General features: G+C 37.5%; 19 protein-coding genes. 11 read left to right on the top strand and 8 right to left on the bottom strand.

Annotated elements, in window-relative coordinates:
• Positions 1-59: 59 nt before the first annotated feature.
• The 3 genes from ACOVQ4_RS06750 to ACOVQ4_RS06740 all read right to left on the bottom strand — a co-directional run bounded on the left by ACOVQ4_RS06750 (position 60) and on the right by ACOVQ4_RS06740 (position 5,727).
• A complete protein-coding gene (locus ACOVQ4_RS06750; RefSeq protein ID WP_421819889.1) occupies positions 60-2,243 on the bottom strand; it encodes a molybdopterin cofactor-binding domain-containing protein in 2,184 nt (727 codons plus the stop codon).
• Between the two features lie 169 nt (positions 2,244-2,412).
• Entirely contained in the window at positions 2,413-2,901 is a 489-nt protein-coding gene (locus ACOVQ4_RS06745; RefSeq protein WP_421819888.1) for a (2Fe-2S)-binding protein, read from the bottom strand.
• A 417-nt stretch (positions 2,902-3,318) separates the two neighbouring features.
• Positions 3,319-5,727: a DUF5686 family protein gene (locus tag ACOVQ4_RS06740; RefSeq protein ID WP_421819887.1), complete on the bottom strand. Its 2,409-nt coding sequence runs from the start codon at positions 5,725-5,727 to the stop codon at positions 3,319-3,321.
• A gap of 424 nt (positions 5,728-6,151) precedes the next feature.
• On the opposite strand from ACOVQ4_RS06740, the gene ACOVQ4_RS06735 reads away from it, so the two are divergent.
• From ACOVQ4_RS06735 to ACOVQ4_RS06705, 7 genes are all read left to right on the top strand, one after another.
• Positions 6,152-8,335, top strand: a complete 2,184-nt coding sequence (locus tag ACOVQ4_RS06735; protein ID WP_421819886.1) for a peptidase domain-containing ABC transporter — start codon at positions 6,152-6,154, stop codon at positions 8,333-8,335.
• Between the two features lie 54 nt (positions 8,336-8,389).
• Positions 8,390-9,766, top strand: a complete 1,377-nt coding sequence (locus ACOVQ4_RS06730) for an HlyD family secretion protein (RefSeq protein WP_421819885.1) — start codon at positions 8,390-8,392, stop codon at positions 9,764-9,766.
• Positions 9,763-11,190 carry a TolC family protein gene (locus ACOVQ4_RS06725; RefSeq protein ID WP_421819884.1) on the top strand — a complete coding sequence of 476 codons (1,428 nt, stop codon included), beginning with the start codon at positions 9,763-9,765 and terminating at the stop codon, positions 11,188-11,190. Before ACOVQ4_RS06730 ends, ACOVQ4_RS06725 begins: the two co-directional genes overlap by 4 nt.
• Positions 11,191-11,260: 70 nt before the next feature.
• Positions 11,261-12,463 (top strand): THUMP-like domain-containing protein, encoded by a 1,203-nt coding sequence (locus ACOVQ4_RS06720; protein ID WP_421819883.1) that lies wholly within the window; start codon positions 11,261-11,263, stop codon positions 12,461-12,463.
• Between the two features lie 104 nt (positions 12,464-12,567).
• A complete protein-coding gene (locus tag ACOVQ4_RS06715; protein ID WP_421819882.1) occupies positions 12,568-13,245 on the top strand; it encodes a hypothetical protein in 678 nt (225 codons plus the stop codon).
• Between the two features lie 245 nt (positions 13,246-13,490).
• On the top strand, positions 13,491-13,919 hold the full coding sequence (locus ACOVQ4_RS06710) for a PspC domain-containing protein (protein ID WP_421819881.1): 429 nt from the start codon (positions 13,491-13,493) through the stop codon (positions 13,917-13,919).
• A 19-nt stretch (positions 13,920-13,938) separates the two neighbouring features.
• The gene (locus ACOVQ4_RS06705; RefSeq protein ID WP_421819880.1) at positions 13,939-14,934 is read left to right on the top strand and encodes a LiaI-LiaF-like domain-containing protein; all 996 of its coding nucleotides are present in this window, start codon (positions 13,939-13,941) and stop codon (positions 14,932-14,934) included.
• Positions 14,935-15,021: 87 nt separating this feature from the next.
• On the opposite strand, the gene mce is transcribed toward ACOVQ4_RS06705, so the two are convergent.
• A complete protein-coding gene (gene mce / locus ACOVQ4_RS06700; RefSeq protein WP_421819879.1) occupies positions 15,022-15,423 on the bottom strand; it encodes a methylmalonyl-CoA epimerase in 402 nt (133 codons plus the stop codon).
• Positions 15,424-15,668: 245 nt separating this feature from the next.
• Here mce and corA point away from each other — a divergent pair, with 245 nt between their 5' ends.
• Both corA and ACOVQ4_RS06690 read left to right on the top strand, forming a co-directional pair.
• Positions 15,669-16,745, top strand: a complete 1,077-nt coding sequence (gene corA, locus ACOVQ4_RS06695; RefSeq protein WP_421819878.1) for a magnesium/cobalt transporter CorA — start codon at positions 15,669-15,671, stop codon at positions 16,743-16,745.
• Between the two features lie 519 nt (positions 16,746-17,264).
• The gene (locus tag ACOVQ4_RS06690) at positions 17,265-17,759 is read left to right on the top strand and encodes a DUF3592 domain-containing protein (protein WP_421819877.1); all 495 of its coding nucleotides are present in this window, start codon (positions 17,265-17,267) and stop codon (positions 17,757-17,759) included.
• A 76-nt stretch (positions 17,760-17,835) separates the two neighbouring features.
• On the opposite strand, the gene ACOVQ4_RS06685 is transcribed toward ACOVQ4_RS06690, so the two are convergent.
• From ACOVQ4_RS06685 to ACOVQ4_RS06675, 3 genes are all read right to left on the bottom strand, one after another.
• Positions 17,836-18,585, bottom strand: coding sequence for a DeoR/GlpR family DNA-binding transcription regulator (locus ACOVQ4_RS06685; RefSeq protein WP_421819876.1), 750 nt, complete (start codon positions 18,583-18,585; stop codon positions 17,836-17,838).
• Positions 18,586-18,920: 335 nt separating this feature from the next.
• Positions 18,921-21,440, bottom strand: a complete 2,520-nt coding sequence (locus ACOVQ4_RS06680) for a bifunctional UDP-N-acetylmuramoyl-tripeptide:D-alanyl-D-alanine ligase/alanine racemase (RefSeq protein ID WP_421819875.1) — start codon at positions 21,438-21,440, stop codon at positions 18,921-18,923.
• A gap of 375 nt (positions 21,441-21,815) precedes the next feature.
• Positions 21,816-23,003: a phosphoglycerate kinase gene (locus tag ACOVQ4_RS06675; RefSeq protein WP_421819874.1), complete on the bottom strand. Its 1,188-nt coding sequence runs from the start codon at positions 23,001-23,003 to the stop codon at positions 21,816-21,818.
• Between the two features lie 403 nt (positions 23,004-23,406).
• Between ACOVQ4_RS06675 and ACOVQ4_RS06670 the strand changes: the two genes are divergently transcribed.
• Positions 23,407-25,131 carry a VRR-NUC domain-containing protein gene (locus tag ACOVQ4_RS06670; protein WP_421819873.1) on the top strand — a complete coding sequence of 575 codons (1,725 nt, stop codon included), beginning with the start codon at positions 23,407-23,409 and terminating at the stop codon, positions 25,129-25,131.
• 459 nt (positions 25,132-25,590) lie between these two features.
• Positions 25,591-25,947: a ribosome hibernation-promoting factor, HPF/YfiA family gene (gene hpf / locus ACOVQ4_RS06665; RefSeq protein ID WP_421819872.1), complete on the top strand. Its 357-nt coding sequence runs from the start codon at positions 25,591-25,593 to the stop codon at positions 25,945-25,947.
• A 371-nt stretch (positions 25,948-26,318) separates the two neighbouring features.
• On the opposite strand, the gene ACOVQ4_RS06660 is transcribed toward hpf, so the two are convergent.
• A partial coding sequence (locus ACOVQ4_RS06660) for a methionine adenosyltransferase domain-containing protein (protein ID WP_421819871.1) occupies positions 26,319-26,747 on the bottom strand: 429 nt, incomplete at its 5' end.

Raw genomic sequence — 26,747 nt, 5'->3', positions numbered from 1 at the left:
CACATTCTAACACTCTTTGCCTTGTGCCTGTTGCCTGTTGCCTAATACTAGATATAGACTTATCCTATTTCATCCAAATTAATTGGCAAAGTTCTAAGTCTTTTACCAGTTAGGTTAAAAATAGCATTACACAGAGCAGGAGCAATAGGTGGAAGTCCTGGCTCGCCAACTCCACCCGGGTCCTCAGTTGAATCAATAATATGTATTTCTGTGGCTGGCATCTCATTGATGCGCATCACATTGTATTCGTGGAAATTGGTTTGCTCAGTGATACCGTCTTTAATAGTGATACCATTTTTGATAGCCGCCGTCAAACCCATCACGATATTGCCCTCTGTTTGTGCTTTTATATTGTCTGGATTAACCGTCATTCCACAATCAATCACGGATACAACTTTTTCAATTTTTACCCCTTTACCTTGTTTCGAAACCGTAATGGCATGCGCTGCAATAGTACCAAACGAACGAGCCACAGCAATACCGATAGCCTGATTATTAGGTAATTTTTGATGATAGTTCGATTTCTTAGCTAAAGTCTGTAAAACTCTTGAAAAACGTGGCGAGTCAGCTAACATTTCTAATCTAAAAGCCAATGGGTCAATCTGCGCAGCATGTGCTAATTCATCCATAAAACACTCCTGACCAAACGCAGTAGTTGATGAATACACCGAACGCCACCAAAGAATAGGAATATCGGTTTCTGCTAGATTGAAAGATAGTTTTCTGTTAGCAATATCATAAGGACTATCTTCAAAATTAGCGGTTTCGTGTGCCCAATCATCCGCTTTATCTTTGAGTGGTACCCCAAATACCTGATGCTGAATTGAAGAACCCACAATCTGGTGATGATGTGCCACTAAGTTCCCTTTTTCATCAATAGCACCTTCCAATCTGTCGAGCATTCCTGGACGGAATGGTCCTTGTGTCATATCATCTTCACGTGTCCAGATTACTTTGACGGGTGCGTTTAGCTGTTTGGAGATATGAGCCGCTTCCATCACATAATCAAAATAGGCCTTTCGACCAAAAGCCCCGCCCATAAATGGCACGTTGACTTTCACATTTTCTGGCTTAATCTTCAAATAAGCTGACAATTGCTGAATTAAACCATCAGGCCCTTGAATTGGAGCCCATACTTCTACTTTATCGCCTTGTACCCACACAGTGGCATTTTCGGGCTCCAGCGGAGCATGTGCCAAAAAAGGTGTTTCATAGGAAGCTTCAAGTTTTTTGCTAGCTTTTTGGTGCGCTTCTTTAAAATTACCTACTTTTTCAGGATAGTCAATTCCCTCATTTTTCGCTAACTGACGAAGGTTGGTATAGTAAGCATCTGTCGAAATTTTGTCCGAACCTTCAGCATCCCATTGGATTTTGAGTGCTTTTCTTGCTTTCAAGGCAGCCCAATAAGTATCAGCAACTACCGCAACTGCTTCTACGGCACGATGAGGCATTTTACGTTCGGTTTTTACGACCTTTTTTACGCCTTTTACCTTCATTGCTTCGGCACTATCTATACTTTTGACTTTCCCCAAAATCGTTGGTGAGCGTTGGATACTCGCATACAACATGCCAGGTACTTCTGCATCGATTCCAAATACTGCTGTTCCATTAATCTTAGAAGGAATCTCTGGTCTTGGTACCGATTTACCTAATAGTCTAAAATCTTTGGGGTCTTTTAGTTTTGGATTTTTGGGTACTTCTAGTTTTGAAGCCTCCTCTACCAACTCGCCATAAGTATACGATTTTCCAGAAGGCTTGTGGTATACTTTACCCAATTGAGCATAACAATCAGAACTAGGCACATTCCATTTTTTAGAAGCTGCCGAAATCAACATTTCTTTTACCGCTGCACCCGCTTTACGCATAGGTTGCCAGCGTGTACGAACAGACGACGAGCCCCCTGATAACTGTGCACCATATTTACCTTGACCGTCGGTATTACGGATTTGAACCTGAGATAAATCAACCTCCAATTCCTCAGCCAAAAGTAAAGGTAAGGCCTGATGAGTACCCTGCCCCATGTCAGGTCGAGCATTGAATAAGGTAATTTGTCCGTCGTCACTAATAAGAATATAAGGATTGAGTTCTAATCCTGCTAATGAACTCGTTGTGTCAATTTTGGTGATGGTGGCAGCTTGCCCATGTTGCCAAGGCAGCGAAAAGCCAATAGCCAACAAAGCCCCCACTTTTCCTGTGGATTTCAAAAAGTCTCTGCGACTTGAAGATTCGAGTGATTTTGTCATGATATTTTGAGAGAGTTTAAGATAAACAATGGTCTTAGTAAGTGAGTGGGCAGAATAAACTGTTAGGCTTTCACTATTCAGCTATGGGCAGTCGGTAAAATATTTCTGTGTTTTTTCAAAATGCCCAATGCTTAGAGCCTAAAGCAAATTTTGCCTAAGTACTTTGTTCTTATCTACCAGTTGTATTACCTGAATCTTTCATTAATTCTGCTGCACGGTGAATTGCTTTGCGAATACGAGGGTAAGTTCCGCAGCGACAAATATTACCCGACATAGCCTCATCGATATCCGAATCACTAGGATTCGGGTTAGTTTTCAGAAGTGCTACCGCAGACATAATTTGTCCCGATTGGCAATACCCACACTGAGGCACTTGAGCCTCTATCCAAGCTTTTTGTACCGCATGATCGGTATTGTTAGAAATACCTTCAATCGTAGTAATTTTATTGGTTGACTTTACTGTTGAAACTGGCGTTGAGCAAGAACGGATAGGTTCGCCATCCAAATGAACAGTACAAGCACCACAAAGTGCCATTCCACAGCCAAATTTGGTTCCCTTCAAACCCACGTAGTCACGAATTACCCACAATAGCGGAGTGTCTGGGTCTGCGTCTACAGTATATTTTTTGCCATTTACAGAGAGATTGTACTTTGCCATGATGTGCGAAAGTTTAGGAGTTGATTAGAATCTAGAAGGATAGTGTTTGTAAAAGCATCAAGAAAATTGCCTCTGAGCTTTAAACCAATATTTATAAAAATACAATTTGTCCTTATTTTGTTCAAATTTTTTAGCTAAAAGACAAAGGATTACAGCTTGCGGATGTTTGATTGAGGATTTGTTGCAACCTAAACACAAAACATGAGTCATCTCTAATTTTTTGGGATTGGGATTGTTCTCCAAGTTTTTATCAAAAAAGCGGTCGGAAAATATTTTCCGACCGCTTTTTTGATGCTACTATCCTAGATCTTACTTAGCTTGAGACGCGAGCGTTGAGAGGCAAGCATTTGGTCTGTACTAATTCTCCCTAAATTAGTGATAACTCATGTTTTTAGCTAAATAAAATAATAATCCCTACTACCAGTCGGGAGTCACACCACCACGTACCCTTGAGTTGAGCGAGATACGAATGATGGGAGTAACCCTTGATGTTGGCGTATCTTTGGTAAAAGTGCCATTTTCGAGTCGGTATCCAAATTCTAATCGAAAAATACGCGCAATGCCATCGATACCATAACCAAATTCGGCATAATGAAAATTCGTGTTGGCAGTGTACATGTAGTTAGCAAAAAACTCCTCTCTCAGCGCCAATTTTCTGGCAATATTTAATCTGGAAACCAGAAATTTTCTCATCCCAACCATAGTCATAATATCGATATAAGTGCCATTGGTCGAATACAAATAGGGATCGATAAATTTCTTACTGGCTCCCCATACATAGTTGTCATAAAAACCCACTAATCGATGGGTTGTTAGCATATCCCCAATCGAAATCATGTTGTTGTTACCATTAAAATGCTTGTAATCGGCAAAAGTCATATTTTTGACATCAAAAAATGTCCCTGCTTGAGCAATATAATTGAAATTGGTATTGAGAGAAATGGGGAAATTGTGCGTAATCCCAAGCTCCACTGTATGAAAATCGATATCGGTATTGAGGACTTCACTGAATGCACCTCTGTACTTAAATATAATTAGTGGCGACGAAGACAAATCTACCATCCGAATATTGTTGCGATATTGTTTTTTGAGCGTCGGGCGATAATTTACCTGAAAACTCACCGAAAAAGCCGTATTCGTTTTAAACTCGGTATTGCCTATCTCTTTATTTTCGGGATTGTTTGGCAAATAGGGATTATTCTGAAAGTTAATCCAATAATAATTCGTTGTGTTTTCTAAAGGAAATCTTCTTGCCCATTCTGCCGAACCACGAACCGCAAAGGTATTGGAAATACGCTCGACTAAATTGAAATTAATAAACTCCTTTTCATAAATTTTTACATAATTTTTCTTCAACAACAACGTAGAAAGTGAGTTCAAATCAAATGCAATAGGCGTATCTACATTATATTGAGATACAAACTTCCCTCCCGTAACACTAATGTCATCTTGTTGTGTTTTCCAACGAAGTTTGAGTGTTCCAGATGATTTTTGAAGGTTGTAAGAATAACGCCAAGTCGGGTCTATTTCGAACCAATCGTAACGGGCTTTTCTAAAACGATACAGGGCGCCTGTGTTTTGAACAAAGCCCTCCACGGTATTAAAGTTGAAATCCAGTACTGGCGATTTGTAGTAAATTTCGTGCGGATAAAATCCTCTTGCATTGTCACCCCAAAAATAAGAGCGACTAAACAAGATACTCCCAACGCCAAATTTGAGGTTGGCTTGTCGATAGGTCGAATATTCGTCGGGTTGTGGTGGTAATGTAGATTTGGACACAGCCGAAATCGACAAAGTCGGTAAATATGCTTGGGCTTGGTACGATTGTTTGAGGTTGTTCCACCATTCCAAGGATTGGGATTCGGGAAGGATATCAACATTTATCTTATCATATCTTTTCAAACCAGAGCGAATATTGGCATCGCTCCAAATATTTTCGAGATTAGAGCCTAGCGTGCCCATTACTTGCTTAAACTGCTGTACCTCAAAGTTGCGTTCTTGAATATTATAAATTTCGCGAAATTGATGCTCTTGAGGTCTTACAATAGGCTTGACCTGACCAATTTTATAATTCCAAACATGAGAAATATATTGATATTCACCCGAAAACCCCATCAACTTACCAGAAGCAGTAATCTGATATTTTGAAGGTAAAACCACATTTTGAACGGTTTCATACGATATTACAAAGTGATATTTGATAGCATAATGTTTTACAAAAACATCTAATCCAACAATCCAACCTTCATCTTTAGAAAAGGCGATTTTTCCAGCAAATACTTTTTCGTCATTATTACGCTTCGGGGTAATCAAGAACCAATCGGCTTCTTTTCCTGCCAAAACCTCTGAGCCAAGCCATTTAAAATCATAAAAACGTAAGGCCTTCGGCGATATAGGCGATATTGCACTAGGCCCTACCTCCGCTTTATAAAAATTTGGGTTTACAAATTTGTCTGCATGAGGCTCGGCATGATAATTATTGCGGGCAGCCTGATAATCAAACACATAGTTATTCAACGAATCCACTCTAAACTTAGCATACGACTCGGATTGATAGGCTAGCTGACTTTCCAAACCCTCCTTTTTCAGAATATTCTTCCAAATGGGTGGAATGCGATTCCACTTTCCAGTGTTTTGGATATAAGTTTCAGCCGAAAAATTAGCCTGTTGCACATCGTGCTTTGGAGCATTCAGAATTGCTTTTTCAACAGCTTGGATGGCATAAAAAGAAGAATCAGAAGTATTTGAATGAAAGGCATTAGCGGTATAATAGTAACAGCAATGTGATAAAATTAATATCAGTGGCCGAATGAAATCTTTTAACATAAGAACTCGCAAAGCAAGGCTTTGGCTCAATGGTTGATGTAAGGAATATCTCCAAAATTAAATAAACGGAAAATTGCCCTCTAATAGTTTTGTTTATCTAAAAAAAATAGTGATATTTATTAATGATGAAAACATTGCAAAAGGCAATTTTTTCAACAAATAATACCATTACTTTTTACCTAAAGCTAAATTACTAAATAAAAAAGGGCAAAGCAAATTTCTGCTATGCTTCCGTGTACATCAACGAGCAAACGAATACCCCAAAAATTCTAATCTAAGATTAATGTCACTCTCCCGATTGCGACTAAAATAATAAGTAATTTTGTCCGTTCAGTTTATTATTTAGATTCTTTCCAAACAAATTGAACAAACTAATACGTATGTTGTTAGTTAGTTATTAACCTTTAAAAAAACCAACAACCAAATGCAAAGCACTCAGTTAAGCCTTATCGTTAAGAAACTGACCGAGTTTTACGGCACTGAATTTAACAATTTCACATATCAGTCTCCACTATCGCCGACTAAAACTTACGCTAAGGATAGTATCAACGACTTTGTGAATGACCTTATCCAAGAGGCCAGAAAACAACAGTTTTTAGTAGTCGAAAACTACGCTAATGCCAAAGAGTTCCACGTTCTAATCGAGCAAAGCTCTCATCCAATTATATTTTTTGATGATTCTCAAGGAGAGATTAGACCCATACTGGCAGGACGCACACTCAAAAATGATACGCCGTTCTTTTGGCGTATTACAGATAATTCAGTAGAATCTATTTCTTCGGATTATTCTTTCAAACCCACAACTGTTTCGAACTCGCCCGACAAAGCTAGTAATGGGAAAGTGAGATTTCTTAAGGTCTTTCCCCTCGAAAGTATTGCGGAGGATACGGCCTTCGAGAAGTTAACTCCTGTACAGAGGCTTTTTAGTATGCTTCGTAAGGAGAAAAAAGATATCACTACCATCTATATCTATGCCATCGTAGTTGGAATTATAAGCTTGACCTTGCCGCTAGGGATTCAAGCAATCATAGGACTTATTTCTGGGGGTTTATTCTTCAGTTCAGTCTATGTTCTTGTTGGAGTGGTAATACTAGGAATTATTTTTTCGGGTATTTTACAAATCTACCAACAAACTCTCGTCGAAATTCTTCAAAGAAGAGTATTTGCCAAAGCAGCCTTTGAGTTTACTTATCGTATTCCAAGAGTAAAGTCAGAATCGTTGTTAGGGGTTTATGCACCCGAACTCATGAATCGCTTTTTTGACATTCTTAATGTGCAAAAAGCCCTTCCCAAAGTACTTATCGATGTGACAGCAGCAGTAATACAAATTATGTTTGGTATTATTTTGCTATCCCTGTATCACCCTTACTTCATTGCATTTGGAGCTATCACGGTCATAATTGTATCCTTGGTAGTATACTACAATGCACCCAAAGGCCTTGAGTCTAGCTTGACCGAGTCGAAATACAAGTATAAAGTAGCTCAATGGCTCGAAGATATTGCTCGCACACTGTATGCCTTCAAATCGGCAGGCTCTACCAACTTGCCTATGCAACGCATGGACCATTTGGTAAACAATTATCTCAAATACCGTAAAAAACATTTTAGTGTATTACTAATTCTATTTGGTAATGCCGTATTTTTCAAGGCCTTTATTACAGGTTTGTTATTGGTTTTAGGAACAGCCTTAGTAATTGACCGACAAATTACGCTAGGGCAATTTGTTGCCTCCGAAATCATTATTGTGCTTGTTGTAAACTCAGTAGAAAAACTCATCGGATGTATCGAAACCATTTTTGATCTTTTAACGGCCGTTGAAAAAATGGGAACAGTCACTGATCTTCCATTAGAGCGCCAAAATGGGTTAAACTACGATTTCAACAAACACACCGAAGGTATGGCTATTAAGTTGCAAAACTTAAGCTATAAATATCCTGATGGGAACAAAAAGGTATTGAAAAACCTCAATCTAGATATAGCTCCAAACGAAAGCATTTGTATCACAGGCACAAATGGCTCTGGAAAAGAAACTTTACTCAAAATTCTTTCGGCCATTTTTACCGAGTACGAAGGATCTGTATCATACAATGGCATTTCTATCCGTGACTTGAATCTCAACGCTGTGCGTGATGCCATCGAGCGCAACTTGGCTATTGATTTAATCTTTGATGGTTCACTACTCGATAATGTAGTCATGGGAAGAAAGAATATCACTTTCGAAGATTTACAGTGGTCTCTACAAAACCTGAATATGCAGGATGTAATTGCCGAACTTCCCGAAGGACTAAACACCCAGATGATTGCAGGTGGCAAGAGATTTTCAGAAAGTTTTATTGCTAAAATTTCTGTTGCACGATGTGTAGTCGAAAAACCAAAATTGTTGATGATTACCGACATTTATCGTGAGCTTCACAAAGCAGAAAGAATGAAATGTATTGCATTCTTGACCGATAAACAAAACCCTTGGACACTACTTACCATCTCGAATGATCCAATGGTGATGGCGGCTTGCGACAGAGTAATTGTAATGAATGAAGGAGAAGTTGTATTGGATGGCCCATTTGATGAACTTATGAAAAACGATAAGTTTATGTCGCTAGTGGATTAGTAATTTGCGTTAAGCCAACACAATTATTTCAAACATAATTTTAAGAATTTACTCATGTTAAATATATCAAAACAAAAAGTCCACGACCGTGTTCACGAGGAATTTGACCTTTACTCGCTCAATACATTGCATACACCGCGGTCGGCAGTCGTCTTGAAAAGATGGCTGATAAGTATTGGTGTTGTTTTGTTGCTTATTTTATTTTTGCCATGGCAACAAAATATTAATGGCAAAGGCGACATCAGTGCGCTTACCCCAAAAGATAGACCACAAAATGTGCAAAATATCATTGCGGGAAGGATAGAAAAATGGTTGGTTAAAGAGGGTGATTATGTTGAAACAGGTGATACCCTTCTCATTGTATCCGAAATTAAGGACGATTACTTTGATAAAAATCTTTCGGTAAGACTACAAGAGCAGCTTGCTGCCAAAAGAGCTGCTATCGAAAGTTATCACGTAAAAGTAAGAGCCCTCGAATCACAAATTGAGGCATTAAAGCAAAACCAACAGTTTAGCTTACAAAAAGCTCGAAACAAAGTAAAACAAAATCAAGCAAAAGTAGTGTCGGACAGTACCGATATGATGGCAGAACAGGTACAAGTCAATATTGCTCAAATTCGTCATGATCGTGGTGAAGATCAATACAAAAATGGAGGTATTGTGTCTTTGAGTGAGCTCGAATCCCGAAAACTCAAATTACAAGAAACAAAAGCCAAATTTGTATCGATACAAAACAAACTCTTGGTGTCTCGTCAGGAGCTCATCAACGCACGCATTGAACTAAATTCTGTCGACGCCGAGTATGCCGAAAAAATCTCAAAAGCAGAGTCAGACAAAAGTTCAGCTTTGTCATCGGTTGCTACTGGAGAATATGAATTATCGCAACTACAAAACAAAATCTCCAACGTTGACTTTCGATTGGGACAATATGTCGTAAGAGCACCGCAAGATGGTTTTGTTGTAAAAGCATTAAAGGCAGGTATTGGCGAAACAATCAAGGAAGGAGAATCAATTTGTACACTACAACCTTCCAATCCTGATACAGCCGTAGAATTATATGTAAAAGCTATGGATGTACCTCTTATTCAGGAAGGACGCGAGGTACGTCTTCAGTTTGAAGGATGGCCGGCATTGGTATTTTCGGGATGGCCCTCTACCTCTGTGGGTACTTTTGGAGGTACCGTAAAGGTTATCGACCGAGTAGACAGTAAAGGTGGTGAATACCGTATGTTGGTAATTCCGAAAAAAGGAGATGACCCTTGGCCAAAACAATTGCGTATGGGCTCAGGAGTGGTAGGTTGGGTTATGCTCGACAACGTACCAGTTTGGTATGAAATTTGGCGTCAGCTCAATGCATTCCCACCAAATTTGAAGAGTGAACCAGAAGAAAAACAAGCTGATAAACAAGCTAAAAAAGAAGAGAAAAAATGATAAAGAAACAGAATAACTCACAACAGGGTGCTTTTCTTGTCAAACCTTTCTTTTTATTTCTCTTATGCTGGAGCCTCCTAGGCTTCAGCGTATCTGCTCAGACAGAATTTAGTTTTGAGGATTTTAAAAGTTTGGTGCTCAAAAATCACCCAACAGTCAAGCAAGCGGATTTGTATCCTCGTGATGCCGAAACAGAAATTATGCAAGCAAAGGGGCAATTTGACCCTAAGTTAAGCTCAACGCTAGATCGTAAAGCCTTGGGTGGTACCGAGTACTATAATCGTTGGGAAAATGCCTTAAAAATCCCTGTATGGACTGGCACTGACCTAAAGTTAGGGTATGAAAACCGAACAGGAAAAAAGCTTTTGCCAGAGGAATCTCCAGAACTTTTAGTAGCAGGAATTACGGTTCCAATTGGTCAAGGATTGATTATCGATGCTCGCCGAACTACTTTAAAACAAGCCCAGTTAGCGAAAACTATCTCGGAGGCAGAACGTTTGAAATTGATTAACAAAACTGTTTTATCAGCTTCAAAAGCCTATTGGGAATGGTGGTTTAGCTATCAGCAATTACAGTTTATTCAAGAAGGTTTGAACTTGGCTAATACAAGATACGTAGCCACCAAAGAAAGAGCCACCATTGGCGAACAAGCGGCTATAGATTCGGTAGAGGCCAAAATTACACTACAAGATCGTCAGGTAGCTTTGGAACAAGCCTATGTCGAACTACAAAATACCCGACTAGCACTTTCTAACTTCTTGTGGGATAATAACGAAAACCCTCTAGAATTACCAGAAGGAGCCATTCCACCAAAAATCCCAACCCGCAAGTTGGATGAGGTGACTTTACAAAACTTAGTGACTCAGGCCAAGGCACAACACCCCGAAATTGTAAAGTTGGATGTAAAAATCAAACAGTTGAGCCTAGAAGAAAAACTTAGAAAAGAACTTCTAAAGCCTCAATTGAATTTTAATTTCAATTTGATTACTAAAACGCTTAATCGAAACTATGGGCCAGAAGGTGGGATTTCTTTCGATAATCAAAAACTAGGCGTTGAATTTGTGATGCCGATTTTTCTAAGAAAAGAAAGAGGTAAGCTAGCTCAAGTAAGAATCAAGCAACTTTCGACCGGCTTTGAATATAACCTAGCCAAAAGAGAGGTTGTCAATGATATATATGCAGCTTATAACGAAGTTAAAAATCTTGAAAAGCAGTTATCTATTCAGCAACAAGCTACAGGCAATCAAGAGCTTTTGTTGAAAGCAGAGCAACGTAAATTTGAGATAGGCGAAAGTACCCTGTTTTTGATTAACTCGCGCGAAAGCAAATTCATCGATATGAAAGTGAAAGTAGAATCGCTGCGAAGCAAATACGAAAAAGCACTAGCAAGTTTGGCCTACTACTCAGGCTTGAGTGAATTATAATTTTGAGCCCTACAGTCTCGACTGTGGGGCTTTTCTTTTCGCCTAACATTTATTCTAGTACTTTTGTAGCATGAAAGCTCCTTTTTTTAGTCAAGAAGAATTACAGTTTATTCAAACACATATCACCGACGACCCAAGCAAATTAATGTTGCAGGCCAGCCGTTATCCACATCTACCTATTACCAAATTAGTCCAACAAATACAAGCTCGACAAAAGGCTCAGCACAAATTGCCCGATTGGTATGCCAATCCGCACCTGATTTTTCCTGCTAATATCTCAGTAGAACAGTGCTCGTCCCAACAAACTGCCCAGTTCAAGGCCAGTTTGATAAACGGTAAAAGCTTAGCAGATTTAACAGGAGGAATGGGCGTCGATACAGCCTATTTAACTCAAAACTTTCAAAAGACCTTCCATTTTGAACAAAATCAAGATTTACAAGCAGTAGTAGCCTACAACTTTGAACAACTTGGCCTTACTCAAGTACAATTTATCCAAGGCAATTCGATCGACTGGCTTACTCATCACTCAGAACCAGAAACTAGCTTTTCTTGGATTTATTTAGATCCGCATCGCAGAGACGAAAGTGGCGGAAAAGTATTCGCCCTCAGCGATTGTGAGCCCAACGTCGTAGCCCACCAAGAAGTACTTTTTAAGTTTTCTGAAAATATTCTTCTCAAAGCATCACCAATGCTCGATTTGGAACAATCGATTCGAGAGCTTAGTCATATCAAACAAATTTGGGTAATTTCGGTCGATAATGAGGTAAAAGAGGTACTTTTTCATTTGGAGGCAAACTTCCACGACGCTCCAAAAATTACATGCGTAGCCTTACACAAAAATCAGTCAACCCAAACCCTCAGTTTCTTCAAGGAAGAAGAATTACAAACTGGCCCCAATCTTAGCCAACCTTTGCGCTATTTGTACGAGCCCAATGTCGCATTACTCAAAGCTGGGGCTTTCAAATTACCCTGCACTCGTTATCAGTTACACAAAATAGCGCCACATAGTCATTTATACACTTCCGATACTTTCCAGCCAGATTTTATTGGACGTTCGTTTGAAGTTTTAGCCGTTTGTAAACTCGATAAAAAGACTATTTTACCGTACATTACCAACAACCAAGCAAATATAACTATCAGGAATTTTCCATTGACAGTAAAACAAATTAGAGAAAAACTCAAAATTCAAGAAGGCGGCAATAGCTATCTCTTTGCTACAACAGATTTTCAAGGACAAAAAATTGTGATAGTTTGTCAAAAAGTGACTTCCTAAAAAAAGATAAGTCTTAAAGCTACCAATTACTCAAATAGTCGCTTGAAATCAATCCAAATAAGCGCTAAATTCGTTGGTAAGACACAATCAAAATTTTCGAAATCATGAAAAAACTTCTCATCTTATCCCTCCTATTATTTGTTGGTCAATCGGTATTTAGCCAGGTTTTTACTGGTACACTCGAAGTAGAGCGTGCCAATAAAGAAGGTTTATACACAACAGTGTCTGTCGATGAAAAATATGTAAAAGAATCTTGGGCACAAGAACTAGCAAAATATGGCCGTGTAGAAGACGGTCGTGGTGGAGTATACCGCATCACTGGCGCTAATATTCCAAGTATTTCAAGTTTGCCTTTAATGGTAGTTAGTAAAGTTTTTTATGACAAGGGTCGTACAAAAATATTTGTTTCTTTTGGCTTTGAAGAGCAAGTATATATCAATGGTGGGCACTCTCAATATCCACAGGCTGAGAAATTCCTTAACAATTTTGTAGAATTGATTACACAACAAGAAAATGTAAGAGTACAGCAAAAAGCCTTAGACGATGTCACAGAAAAACAGAAGAAATACGCAAAATCGGGTGACAGATTAGTAAAGTCTATTGAGGATAACAAAAAAGAAAAAGAACGTTTATTGAAAAAAATTGAAGAAAATGGCTCTGCACTCGAAAAACTGCTTTCGGAAGTAGAGCAAAATAAAAAAGACCAAATCAAAATTCAAGAGGAGGTAGCCAATCAACAAAAGAAACTTGAAGAAGCCAGAATGAGAGTTCCAAAGCAATAAGGTTTTCTAGCTCCTAATCAGACCATTTTGATTAGGAGTTTTTTTTTAACCCTTCCAAAAAATCCATTTAGCCTCCCAAATCTGCCGTCCGTTTATTTTCACCTTGAGAATTCTGGGTCAACTCCTAACTTTCGAATATCAAACAAAACAACAGTGGCAAAATATCCGAAAAGATACGTGATTTGAACTGTAACCTTTGATTTGAAACTAGCATCAAACCTCGTAACAATTAAATACTTACCACCATGAACGAAAGACTTTATCGTAATCCTTCAAAAGCTATTTTGGGGGGTGTTTGTGCAGGACTCGCAGAACGATTCGGAATAGAAACTATCATTATTCAACTAATATTTTTCTTCGGAACAGTATTATCACATGGCTTCTTCTTTTGGATGTACATTATCCTTTGGATAGCCCTCCCAGTAAAAAATACTTGGGACACTACTGTAAACGATGCCACTTCTTTTAATTTTAATAAACCTGATATGAAAAAAGAATCTAATAAAATTTGGGGTGCCGTACTCATTGGCCTTGGTTTAATTTTCTTCTTGGACGAATGGATTCCTAGTTTTGATATGCATAAATTATGGCCATTAGTGCTAATTGGCGTTGGAGGATACATTATCTTCAAAGATAAAAAGTCGGGCGACAATGATAATTACGGTCAATTCTAATATTCAAAACCTGTAGACCATGAACTCGAAAAATATATTTGCTGGAGGTTTTCTAATCTTATTAGGTATCCTCTTTTTAGGAAAAGAATATGGATGGTTTCATATCCATTGGCACGATATCGCACGTATGTGGCCCTTGTTGCTTATATACATGGGCTTGATGGCCTTTGTCGGAAAAACTAGCCGTTCTGCTACCGTGATTTCTATTATTATGATAGCAATCTTTATCCCATTAGTCTTAGTAAAAAGTTGTGTCGATGATGTCAAATCAGAGGTATTTGATGGTGATAGAGACTTTCATCTGAGATTTGATGACAAAGACCAAAATAATAATAATGATAATGACGAGGGCGATACTTCTGAGGATGACAAATCCTCATACGGAGAAGGTGGCAAGCAACATATCGTTGAACCGATGAATGCTTCTATCAAAACGGCAAATTTTGAATTAAATGGTGGTGCGGCAGAGTTTATCATCGATGGCAGTTCTTCCGATTTGGTCGAAGCTGATGCAGATTTAGATTTTGGAAAAATATCTTTGGGCAAAACAGGTGATGGCGACAACCCTAGCGTCAATTTCAAATTGACTGGAAAAAAGGAGGGTATCAATTTTGACAGTGACCGCCACAACAAAGTAAGCCTAAAGTTTAATCCAAATGTACTCTGGAATATGCGCTTTGAGTTTGGTGCAGGTAAAGCAGATTTTGATTTTTCTTCATATCGAATCAAACAATTGGATATCAAAACTGGCGTCACTGAAACAGATATCAAGCTTGGAGACTTGTCCGACAATATGATTGTGAATGTAGAGTCAGGACTTACTTCTATCGAATTTGAAGTGCCAGAAGTTACAGGCTGTCGCATCAAAGTAAAAGGAGGTTTAAATTCTAAAAACTTTGAAGGTTTTGTTAAAAAAGGCGACTACTGGGAATCTCCAGATTATGATAAATCTACTAAAAAGATTTTGATTAACTTTGAAGGTGGTTTGCAAGATCTAAAAGTCAAAAGATACTAAGAATTGCTGATACCAGATTTTTGATATCAATCAAAAAGAGCTCTCATTGATTTGAAGAGCTCTTTTTTACTTTATGAAGATTATCACTTATTTAATAGTTTGACAAAGTTCTACCAATACCGAATTGGTTGATTTTGGATGAAGAAAACATACCAATTTATTGTCTGCACCCTTTTTGGGCACTTCATTGAGAAGAGTAAAACCTTCCGACTTTAGTCTTGCCATTTCGGTTTGGATATCCGCTACCTCAAACGCAATATGATGTATTCCTTCGCCTTTTTTCTCAATGAATTTTGCTATAGGACTATCAGGATTCGTTGCCTCCAATAACTCTATTTTTGTTTGTCCTGTCTGAAAAAATGAAGTTAAAACACCTTCCGACTCCACGCCCTCTTGTTTGTATGGCAAAACGCCCAATAACTTACTAAATAATGTATTGGATTCAGTCAGGCTCTTTACTGCAATCCCTATATGTTCGACATGTTGCATCTTATGGTTTTGTTTTGATTTTCGATTAAACATTTATCTTTGACAAATATCTAAAAACTATTATTTGATAGCCACAAAACTATCTCAACTTAGCGCAAATAGATTTATCAAACCTAAATTTGTTTTAACTCCTTTTATGAATACCCATCAATGAACGTAATAGGAAGGTTGGTTTGAATGATTAAATTGTTGAAAGGTAAGGTTTTGTATTGAAGGTTTCATGCTCATAATTCAATAATGTCGGTATGTCCAAACGTAAAAGAAATAACTCTCAAACAACATTAGGCACTTCACCTGGTACACTTACCTATGTAGGAGCGGACGTAAATTATGCAACCAAAATAACATGGGTAGAATACAACAATGAAGAATACAAAATATGTCAAATTCCCCATTTTTCGGATTTGAATCAGCTCGAACTAAGCAAAAACAAACGACATTGGTTTAATATAGACGGTATTCACGAACCACAAGTGATTGCAACGATAGGTGAGATATTTAGTCTGCATCCGCTGATTTTGGAGGATATTATGAATACCGAACAAAAACCTAAGTTTGAAGCCTACGAAGGGAATCAGCTATTTTTCACCTTCAAAATGCTAAACTTTAATCCAACTACGCGAGAAATTGAAAGCGAACATTTAAGTTTGGTATTAATCGATAACTGTGTTCTCTCCTTTCAGGAAGAACGTCTTACTGATATATTCCTTCCTGTCCAAAATCGTATTGTAGCATCAGCTGGTAAAACTCGTAAAAATGGGGTTGATTATTTAATTTATTGTTTAATCGACTTGGTAGTGGATAATTACTTCATGTGTCTGGATTCTCTTTCAGATGAAATAGAACGGCTGGAGGAAGAGATTATTCAAGATGCCAAACCAATAGCCATGCGAGAACTATATGGCCTAAAGCGTGAAGAGATGATTTTACGAAAATCAATCTACCCTTTGCGAGAAATGATATCTACCTTACTTCGTGAAGACTATCCCAGCGTGACACACTATACTTCTCTTTATTTTAGAGACGTGCTAGATCACACATCGCAATTGATAGAAAATATTGACTCGCATCGTGATTTGATAGCCTCTCTAATGGATTTGTACCTTTCGCAAGTAAGTAATAAAATGAATAATATCATGAAGGTACTTACAGTCATTTCGGTAATCTTTATGCCTCTTACCTTTGTGGCGGGTATCTATGGAATGAACTTTGATTACATGCCAGAATTGCATTGGAAATATAGTTATCCTGTGGTTTGGCTGATTATGATAGTAATGGTCGTTCTGATGCTGCTAGGGTTCAAAAAGAAAGGATGGCTTTAGTCTAGTAAGAAATACTCATATTTGAAATTAATTCAAAGAATGATTATACTCAACTCCGAAAAATTTTTTTTTTAGTTTTTAGGTTAATAAGGCATGAATATCAAACCTCATTTTACAAAAAATATACTTTTTTAACAAAACAAGGCTTAAAAGTCATCCTTAATCGGAAATGAAATTCAATTTTATCCAGAGAAGCGTATAATTTGCAAGATATTCACTACAAAAAGTACAAAAAATAATTAGCATAAATCAAAAAATATTTTTTTCTGAGAGTATTGTTGCAAAATCGATGTATTTTTCAAAAAAAGTATAGATTTTACAAAAATTAGGTTTTAAAATTCAAGTATTTACGTTCAAAAAAATCTTTTTTAGCAAAATAGCGTCAATTTACTAAGTTGAGGCAGACAGCATCACACTTCTTAACTACTTGATTTTCTGATACTTTAGTAAGATATTTGAGTCATAATAATGGTCTAAATAACCGATGGTTTAGATAATCACTAAAAATCATAGAAGAGTATGGAAAGCGTGTTTGCTTCGATTTTATTAATCTCGGGTCGTCCGACTCAGCCATTTACGGGTGTACCACCTGTAGTAATGGTTATTTTCATGGTAGTTTCTGTTGCATTGATAGTTTTAGGTTTAGTAATTTTAAGAAAGCGTCAATCATGGTTGGAGCATTCACAAATTACAGAGGGAGAAATTGTAGAGGTAAGTAAACGTTACGAACGTAGTGATAAAATGGGTCAATCTCCCATTTATTTCCCAGTGGTTTCGTTCAGTTTTAAAGGAAGAACTTTCAAAATTGAAGCAGAAACTGGAATGCCTAAAATTAGTCAAGTTGGTGAAAAAGTTGAGGTTCGCTTTAATCCTGAAAACCCGTATGAATCTACATTAGGTACGTCTAGTATTCCAGGAACAAAACCAGCCTTGTTTTTCGTATTAGGAACATTGCTTTTAGTAGCCAGTGCTATTCTTACAGCACATGCGCAAATGCCGATTGCTTTGAAATAATAAATCACTGCCTAAACAAAAAAAGGTGCTAGTAGTAGCACCTTTTTTTTTGCAAATTATTGCAAACTTCAGCAAATTATAGAATTTCTACAGACTTCGCTTTAAAAGGTTGCAAGATTTTTTCATTTGGGTTCAAGCTTGTAACCAAATAATCTAAATCGTCCACATCACATACTTTATAGTTTTCAACACGATTTAGTTTTTCTTCAATCACGCAGGTTACGGTCTTCTTGGCTACACTCATCATTTTTTGCTTGAGAAGCGATTCTTCATACTGACGGATAGCCAAACCTCTTTGTGGGTGAATGCTATTGATGCCCATAAAATACAAATCTGCATTGATGTGCTCCAAGTCTTGCATGGTCTTACTTCCTAGGGTAATTTGATATCGCTTATAAAACGACCCCCCAAGCAAAATAACCTCTACCTTGGGATGCTCGGCCAAGGCAGTTGCCAAATGTGGATTATTCGTAACCACAGTGATTTCCAAACTTTTAGGAAGTTGCTCGGCAATATAAAAATTGGTTGTTCCACCATCCATTAAAACAATGGAGTGATTTTCGATGAGCTTTTGAGCTTTTTTTGTAATGATATTAAACTCATTATTGGCAATACCCAATCCTCGACTTGCTTTCATTGAAAGGTACGAGTTAGCAATGGCACCCCCATGAACCTTCTTCAATAGTCCTCTGTCTTCTAGCTCAATAACATCTCTCCTTACACTGTCATACGAGACATTCAACAATTGTCCCAACTCTACCAATGTTACTTTCTTGTCAGTCCCTAATTTTTCCAAAATTAGTTGTTGACGTTCTTCTTTAAGCATAAGTCAAAACCTTTTAAGGCCCATACTTGCTTATTATTGCAAGTATATGTGTTTTATTATAATTAGTGGTCAAATTTACAATTATTTCTTACTAATATCCTAGAACGAAACTTTTTTTTTCGCAAAACATTGAAAAAACTTTTCAAATTATTGCAATTTTTTGCAAATTTATTTGCAATAGTTTGAAAAGTTTTTTATACCTTTGTTTTGTAAAGAATTAACCATTTTTATATCTTTAGAGAATAATTAGTATTAATAATTGGATAGTAAGAATAATGTTCTGAAGGGTTATTAAAAAACGGTGACAGTTGTACTGACACCGTTTTTCTTTTTTATTACACTTGAAAAAAAACTCTTTTTACCCTTTCGCTTACATTAGTCAAAATTTCATAAGGAATAGTATCGATTTTTTGAGCCAATTCTATGATGGTTAAATCTTTTCCAAAAATAATCACCTCATCACCTTCCTGCACATTGGGCACATCGGTTACATCAATCATCGACATATCCATACAAATATTGCCAATCACCTTACATCGGATGCCATGCACGAGTACTTCGCCTACCCCACGGCTAAACCCTCTATCAAACCCATCAGCATAGCCAATCGCAATAGTAGCCGTTTTGGTTTTACGGTGCAATACTCCTCTCCTACTGTACCCAACCGTTTCGCTAGGATCGACCACTTTAATTTGTGAGATAACGGTTTTTAGAGTCCCCACAGTTTGTAATTGTGCCTGATCGGTGGGCGTAGCAGCAACTCCGTAGAGACCAATCCCCAAACGAACCATATCTAAACGAGCCTCTGGAAAACGAGCAATACCAGCAGAATTTGCTAAATGACGAGACGGGAAATAGCCAATTGCCTCGGATATTTGATTAGCCATCTCAGTAAACAACTCTACCTGCTTGTGTGTAAAGGCATCGTATTCGGCACCGTCAGCCCCTACCAAATGGCTAAAGATAGTCGATACCCATAAATTAGGATTTCCTGTAAGTTCTTCTAGTAATACGGGCAGTTCGTGTTTTTCAAAACCTAATCGATGCATACCCGTATCGAGCTTAATATGGATTTTGGCTGTTAGATGGTGTTCATCTACATACTCCGAAAACTCCCTTAAAATGCGTTTGCTATAAATTTCGGGCTCAAGATTATATTGGACAATCTGTTCAAAATCGTTGGGAGAGGGATTCATCACCATAATAGGCAAATAAACACCATTTTGGCGTAAAACAACACCTTCGTCAGCGTAGGCTACTGTTAAATAGTCGACCCCATGAAATTGCAATAAATTTGCTACTTCGGTACTGCCTGCACCATAAGCAAAAGCTTTCACCATTACCATAATTTTGGTATGCTGTCCGATTTTATCTCTAAAATAATTGAGATTATGTGTAATGGCATCCAAATTTATTTCGAGAATAGTACCATGGGTTTTCTTGACAAGCTTACTTACAATTTGTTCAAACCCAAATTTGCGTGCTCCTTTTACCAAAATCACACTATCCTTAATCTCTTTTATTAATCTACTATCAATGAAATCCTGCGTAGTTCTAAAAAAGTGTAATTCTCCTTCATGAACACCATTTTTGGTTGGAATAGAAAACAAGCCACAATTTCTGGTTATAATTTCACCGATACCAATGACCATATCCAAATGTTTGGCCTTAATCAAATGAGCAATATGCAGATACAACTCACTTTCGATTATGCCTGTTTCTAACAAATCGCTCAAAATTAGCACCTTCAAGGGCCTTTGCTTTTGTTGATTCAAAAAGTTTAGGGCGATTGTTAAGCCTGCCAAGTCATTATTATAAGTATCATCAATTAAGTAGTTACCACGAACCCCTTGCTTCATCTCAAGGCGCATGGAAATTGGTCTCAAAATTTGTAGGCGCGCCTGTATTTCTAATTCATTATACCCCAAGTGAATCATGGCAACAATACAATGAATAGCGTTTTCGATAGATGCCTCATCCGTAAAGGGTACATCCAGTTGCATTGGCTGCCCACCATTGAATGGCAAATCTTCTTTCTCGGTGTCTGGATCATCAAGTTGAAGGGTCACTTTAGTATTTTGTATACCAACCGTCCAATCTACTCGAATGCCAAAAGGCAATACCCTCGACCATGAAAGTATTTTACATGAAGGATTTTCAAAAATGAACTCTTTCTTTACGATTTCGTCAATTTCTACATAATCTGAACAATAAATCAAGGTTTCCGATTGAGAAAACAGCTTAATTTTTTCACGGATTTTCTCAGAAGTCTCACTAAAAAACTCATTATGGGCTGTGCCAATATTGGTAAAAATGCCCATCGTTGGTTGAATAACACGCTGCAATGCCTCCATCTCGTGTGGGCGAGAAATCCCAGCTTCAAATATGGCCAAATTATGAGCCTTATTCATTTGCCAAACCGATAATGGAACTCCAATCTGAGAGTTATAACTCTTGGGGCTCTTAACAATCTGATATCGATTAGACAGCAGCTGAGTAAGCCACTCTTTCACCACTGTTTTACCATTACTCCCGGTTACACCAATAACTGGAATACTAAACTGTAGTCGGTGTTGCTCTGCTACTTGCTGCATCGCTACTATGCTGCTTTCTACTTGCCATACTTTGGCTTCGGGCATGTGCGAAAGTTCACGCAGAACACCAGGCGTGCATGCTGACTTTTCGATAACAAACTCGCGAACTCCTTTGTGGTATAGATCATTCAAAAACTGATGACCATCGTGGTGAAGCCCCTTAATGGCAAAAAAGATAGAAGTGCTCGGAGATGATAATTGGCGACTATCATTCAACAAATATTGAGCGTTGGTAATAATGGGGGCTGCTTGAAACTTCATTCTACAAAATATCCAGAAATATTGAATGATTTATAATTGACTATCTAAAACTAGGAAAACACTAAGATTTTCAAACAATTTCGGAGTTAAGATATCTGATTTCGAAAATATACCTTTACTACTTGAAAAGTACATTGTTAACAAGTACGACAATCCCTACATCTAATATCCCAAATACATGTTTTTAGTATCCATTGGAAAAGTCCTAATTCAATACTATAAAAAATAGGCTAAAATCGATTAATAAAATCAACTAATACACGAAAGTATTAATTTAACTATCAAAGTACACATAGCTTATCTTATAGAAACAAAAAAAGTGAGGCAAAAATTACCTCACTTCTCTTAATTTTATATTAGAAAATGCTAAGTATCTTATGCTAAAGCAGCTACGCCTGGCAATACTTTTCCTTCCATATATTCCAATAAAGCACCACCACCTGTAGATACATACGATACGCGGTCGCCATATCCAGCATTGTTGACAGCCGAGGCCGAATCGCCACCACCAATCAAAGAGAATGCACCGTTTTCTTCAGTAGCTTTTACTACAGCATCAGCAACGGCATTGGTACCAATAGCAAAATTAGGGAATTCGAATACACCCATCGGGCCGTTCCAAAGTACAGTTTTTGAATTAGCAATTACTTCACTAAACAATTTCACGGTTTCAGGACCAATGTCAAGACCTTCCCATCCATCTGGAATTTCGCCACGGCTAACGATTTGACGGTTAGCATCGTTGCTAAAGTTATCGGCACAAGTATTATCTAATGGCATATAGATTTTTACACCTTTTGCTTCAGCTTTCTCCAACAATGATTTTGCCAATTCAACTTTGTCTGGTTCGCTAATCGACTTACCAATTTTACCACCTTCTGCCAAAGAGAAAGTGTACGTCATACCGCCACCAATGATTAGGTTATCTACTTTATCCAAAAGGCGTTCGATAATCAAGATTTTATCAGAGATTTTAGACCCACCCATAATGGCAGTGAAAGGACGCTCAGCACTTTCTAAAATCTTGTTAGCATTTTCAATTTCTGCCAACATTACATAACCGCATACACGGTCCTCGAAGAATTGACCCACTACCGCCGTAGAAGCATGAGCACGGTGAGCTGTACCAAATGCATCATTTACCCATACATCACCTAATTTTGATAACTTTTCAGCAAACTCAACATTACCTTTTTCTTCTTCTTTGTAAAAACGAAGGTTTTCCAACAATAGAATCTCACCAGGTTGCAAAGCCGCAGCTTGGTCGATAGCCGACTGACCAATACAGTCATCAGCAAATTTCACTTTGCGACCAAATACTACTGAGAGTGGATTTACTAAGTGCTTCAATGAATATTTTTCAGTTGGACCGTCTTTTGGTCTTCCCAAGTGTGACATCAAGATAACCGAACCACCATCTTCTAAGATTTTGGTGATTGTAGGAATTGTCGCTTTAATACGAGTATCATCAGTGATTTCGAAACGCTCATTCAATGGAACGTTAAAGTCAACACGAATTAATGCACGCTTGCCTGCAAAATTGTAGGAATTGACAGTCTTCATTTTGTTTCTTCTGTTAATAGTTGTTTATAATTGGGAGATTTATGAATCAACAAAGAAAAATTACGAAACACTTAGCTATTTCAAAATAATATTACGCAAAATCAAGTTTTTGTAAAATTATCATAAGCCTCATGTTCTTTGCATTTCCTTATAAAAATCTTCGTGGCAAATATACATTTTTCAAGAATAATTCACGAAAAAACACAATCATTTGAGTATTTTTAATTATAGATTGTATGATTAATTATATTTTTTAAAAGAATAATAAAATAATACAAAAGTCAGTATAGCGATTTGTACTATTTTGTACAAAACCCAAATGATAGCTTGCTTCGGCGAATTTTTCTGTACGATATTAGGTTGTGAAATTGCAAGCCTATATTTGCTACTCAACTCTTTGTTTATGATACCAATAGAAAAAAAAGAACTACCTCCAAAATATTATCTAACGTACTTTCAATATCTGTTGGATTTTGTCAAAAAAAAGTATTCAACTATTCTTAACGAGACTGAAAACGCTTTTATTCAGGCATTTGAAGCCTTAAGCGAGAACGAACAATGTCTTTATATTCGCTTTGCCAATCGTAGAGGTTCATTTTTTAAGACAGATAAACTAAAGTACCAAGAAATAGAAGATATCGACAAAATGCTTGAGTTACTAATTAAGAAGCATTTTTTGTCGCCCCTCAATCATGAGCACATTACTTTAGCTGGGAATGTACTTGATATTCTTAACAAGACAGAAATAATCCAATTAGCCAAGATGCTTAATTTGGATACCAAAGGAAAAAACGCCCAAAAGAAAGAGGAGTTAGTAGACTGGCTACTCGAATCGGCAACATTTGATGAAATGGTGGCATGGCTAAACCCCGAAATGATAGAAAAACCAGCCATCATTAAAGTCAATTTTGAGGAAGAAGTCCAAATGTTGAAATTCCTATTTTTTGGAAGTCGCTATGGAGATATGACCGAGTTTGTGGTGCGTGATTTAGGGTTTCAGACATACGAGCATTATGATATGGACCAATTGGTTCCGCATTTTCAAAGCCGACAAGAAGCCGAAGATAAACTAAAGGTGAGTCTGGCTCGTGAGGATTTTTATGAAATGCAAGCACAAGACATCAACCCCGAGGATATCTTTCATTGGTTTATGACTTGGACAGAGCAGCATAAAAATAGTCTTTCGGAAATAGCCCAGCCAAGTTATGCTCGATTTGCGTTGAAAGTAGGAAGCTTTTTTGAAAAAACGAAAAAGCCAGACCTAGCACTTCCAGTCTTTCGTTTAACGCAAGAACCCCCTTCTCGTGAAAGACAGGTACGTATCTTGCATAAGCTCAAAAACCTGGAGGAAGCACAAGCGCTGTGCGAACAAATCTTGACAGAGCCTCAAAATGCTGATGAGCAGTTTTTTGCACTTGACTTTTTCAACAAACTTGAAGCTCAGAATGCTAAAAAACGAGTCAAAAAGGCGGTTACGGACAAGCTTCACAACGCCGATGTTTTAGCCTTGGAGAAGTCTTGGCAAAGGCAGGTAGAGTTTGGGGTAATTGAGCATTATGAAAAACTCAACAAAAAGGCTGCATTTACTGAAAACCATCTTTGGAGAAGCCTCTTCGGTCTATTGTTTTGGGATATCATTTTTGATACCGAAAGTATGGCCATTCATCATCCATTGCAGCGTTCTCCTTCTGATTTATTTAAGCCTACGTTTTTTGAAAAAAGAAAACAAAAAATGGAAGAGCGACTCGAAATCCTCGAAAATCCAGATGATTGGAATGTATTCTTGAACCGAATATTTTTTGAAAAATACGGTATAACCAATCCTTTGGTTGATTGGTATGGCGGACTCTTCCCCTTAATCATCACGCTACTCGAAAGGCTATCAAGCGAGCAAGTCAAGGCGGTTATGTTGGAGATGGCTCGTAATCTTCGAGAGAATATCCGTGGGTTTCCTGACCTTTTTACTTGGGACGATGGGGATTATCAATTTATCGAAGTAAAGTCACCTACGGATAGTCTCTCTAATCAACAACTGTACTGGCTTCGATTTTTTGAAAGTATCAATCTACGTGCAAAAGTGCTCAGAATTGAATGGAAAAAGCCTGATATTGAGATAACAACAACATAACCCATGACTAACAAACAAGGAATAATTTTATTTTTTCTTTAAATAAATATATTAAACATTTAACAATTTCTTATTTTTTGCACAATTCCAAGAATTTCACCCTATTCCCGTATATAGATGATTTATGGTTTTGATTATTCGAAGAATCTATAAAATGAGCTTGGAATTCTCAAATTAAAATCCTAAATTCAATCTAAGGAAATCGCCCAATAAGGTAAGTTACCCCTACAAAAGTGTAGGGTCTTTACTAAAAATAAGTTTGGAGTCAGAGGAGTTTGCTATTTGATAAAAGTATCCTATTGCTAGTTCCCAACTCCAAACTTGGGCATACCCTTCTCAACGTCATTGGCAAATCATACCAGCTATACAAAAACTGTTCGGCCTTATATTTTATATACTAAAATTAAGCAGTGCCTCGTTGAGAGATAAATTATCTTTTAACCTTAAACTAGAGTGCGTATGAAATTACAGGTGCATTCAATTCACTTCGACGCAGACAAGAAGTTGTTGGAGTTTATCCAATCTAAGTTGAACAAGTTGGATACGTTTTACGACAGAATCACAGGTGGGGAAGTTTTCCTCCGACTCGACAAAGGGGAAAATACAAAAGTCAGAAGTAAAACGTTAGAAGTGAAAATCAATTTGCCGGGTGCTACACTATTTGTGAGGGAGATGGCTACTACTTTCGAAGAAGCAATGGACATTGCCATAGAAGCTTTGAAAGTTCAATTAAAAAGGTTCAAAGAAAAAACACAAGAAAAGTCATTAGGTAGTCGACAAGTTTTGATTAACATGTCTATGGCTTCTGAAAGCTAAAATATCTTAAAAGCCCGAGCGAGAGCTTGGGCTATTTTTTTGATTACTCAGGTATGATTTATCTGATTGCTGAACAAAACGAGTAAGTGTGATTCCAGTGTATTGATTTTTTCACTGATTTTTAAAAAACAGTTTTAAACTATTAAATCAATGAGTGCAAGACTTAGTCTTGAACTAGTATAGTATAGTATAGTATAGTAAATCCCAAATTTAGACATTGGATTGATTTTCAAATCATTAAAAAAAAGGCGGTCGAAAATCTAATTTCAACCGCCTTTTTTGATATCTGCAAAGCACTACGTCTCTGCGTCGAAATACTTATTTATGCATATTCGTTCAAATTTCTCAATCTGAGACGATGCACTATTGCTTTAAACTAAACCAAATTTAACTTTTACTGCATCTACATAATCTAGTTTTTCCCATGTAAATAACTCTACTTCTTTCTCTACCACTTTACCATCTGGAGACTTGAAGGTTTTGGTAACAACTTCGTTTTTACGTCCCATGTGTCCATAAGCAGCAGTTTCAGAATAAATAGGGTTTCTTAACTTCAAACGTTGTTCGATGAAGTAAGGGCGCATATCAAAAATTTCTTCTACTTTACGAGCGATTTCGCCATCAGTCAAATCCACTTTAGCTGTTCCGTAAGTATTTACATACAAACCACAAGGTTTGGCAACACCAATTGCATAAGAAACTTGAACCAATACCTCATCACAAAGACCAGCAGCCACCAAGTTTTTAGCGATATGACGAGTAGCATAAGCCGCAGAGCGGTCAACTTTTGAAGGGTCTTT

The organism is Flectobacillus sp., assembly GCF_049240685.1.
Taxonomy (GTDB): Bacteria; Bacteroidota; Bacteroidia; order Cytophagales; family Spirosomataceae; genus Flectobacillus.
Note: the sequence above shows the minus strand (reverse complement) of the source record. Positions and strands in the feature narration are given on the sequence as shown.

Coding starts and splice junctions, on each gene's coding strand:
- ACOVQ4_RS06750 (WP_421819889.1), bottom strand. CDS start 2,243: ATGACAAAATCACTCGAATCTTCAAGTCGCAGAGACTTTTTGAAATCC.
- ACOVQ4_RS06745 (WP_421819888.1), bottom strand. CDS start 2,901: ATGGCAAAGTACAATCTCTCTGTAAATGGCAAAAAATATACTGTAGAC.
- ACOVQ4_RS06740 (WP_421819887.1), bottom strand. CDS start 5,727: ATGTTAAAAGATTTCATTCGGCCACTGATATTAATTTTATCACATTGC.
- ACOVQ4_RS06735 (WP_421819886.1), top strand. CDS start 6,152: ATGCAAAGCACTCAGTTAAGCCTTATCGTTAAGAAACTGACCGAGTTT.
- ACOVQ4_RS06730 (WP_421819885.1), top strand. CDS start 8,390: ATGTTAAATATATCAAAACAAAAAGTCCACGACCGTGTTCACGAGGAA.
- ACOVQ4_RS06725 (WP_421819884.1), top strand. CDS start 9,763: ATGATAAAGAAACAGAATAACTCACAACAGGGTGCTTTTCTTGTCAAA.
- ACOVQ4_RS06720 (WP_421819883.1), top strand. CDS start 11,261: ATGAAAGCTCCTTTTTTTAGTCAAGAAGAATTACAGTTTATTCAAACA.
- ACOVQ4_RS06715 (WP_421819882.1), top strand. CDS start 12,568: ATGAAAAAACTTCTCATCTTATCCCTCCTATTATTTGTTGGTCAATCG.
- ACOVQ4_RS06710 (WP_421819881.1), top strand. CDS start 13,491: ATGAACGAAAGACTTTATCGTAATCCTTCAAAAGCTATTTTGGGGGGT.
- ACOVQ4_RS06705 (WP_421819880.1), top strand. CDS start 13,939: ATGAACTCGAAAAATATATTTGCTGGAGGTTTTCTAATCTTATTAGGT.
- mce (WP_421819879.1), bottom strand. CDS start 15,423: ATGCAACATGTCGAACATATAGGGATTGCAGTAAAGAGCCTGACTGAA.
- corA (WP_421819878.1), top strand. CDS start 15,669: ATGTCCAAACGTAAAAGAAATAACTCTCAAACAACATTAGGCACTTCA.
- ACOVQ4_RS06690 (WP_421819877.1), top strand. CDS start 17,265: ATGGAAAGCGTGTTTGCTTCGATTTTATTAATCTCGGGTCGTCCGACT.
- ACOVQ4_RS06685 (WP_421819876.1), bottom strand. CDS start 18,585: ATGCTTAAAGAAGAACGTCAACAACTAATTTTGGAAAAATTAGGGACT.
- ACOVQ4_RS06680 (WP_421819875.1), bottom strand. CDS start 21,440: ATGAAGTTTCAAGCAGCCCCCATTATTACCAACGCTCAATATTTGTTG.
- ACOVQ4_RS06675 (WP_421819874.1), bottom strand. CDS start 23,003: ATGAAGACTGTCAATTCCTACAATTTTGCAGGCAAGCGTGCATTAATT.
- ACOVQ4_RS06670 (WP_421819873.1), top strand. CDS start 23,407: ATGATACCAATAGAAAAAAAAGAACTACCTCCAAAATATTATCTAACG.
- hpf (WP_421819872.1), top strand. CDS start 25,591: ATGAAATTACAGGTGCATTCAATTCACTTCGACGCAGACAAGAAGTTG.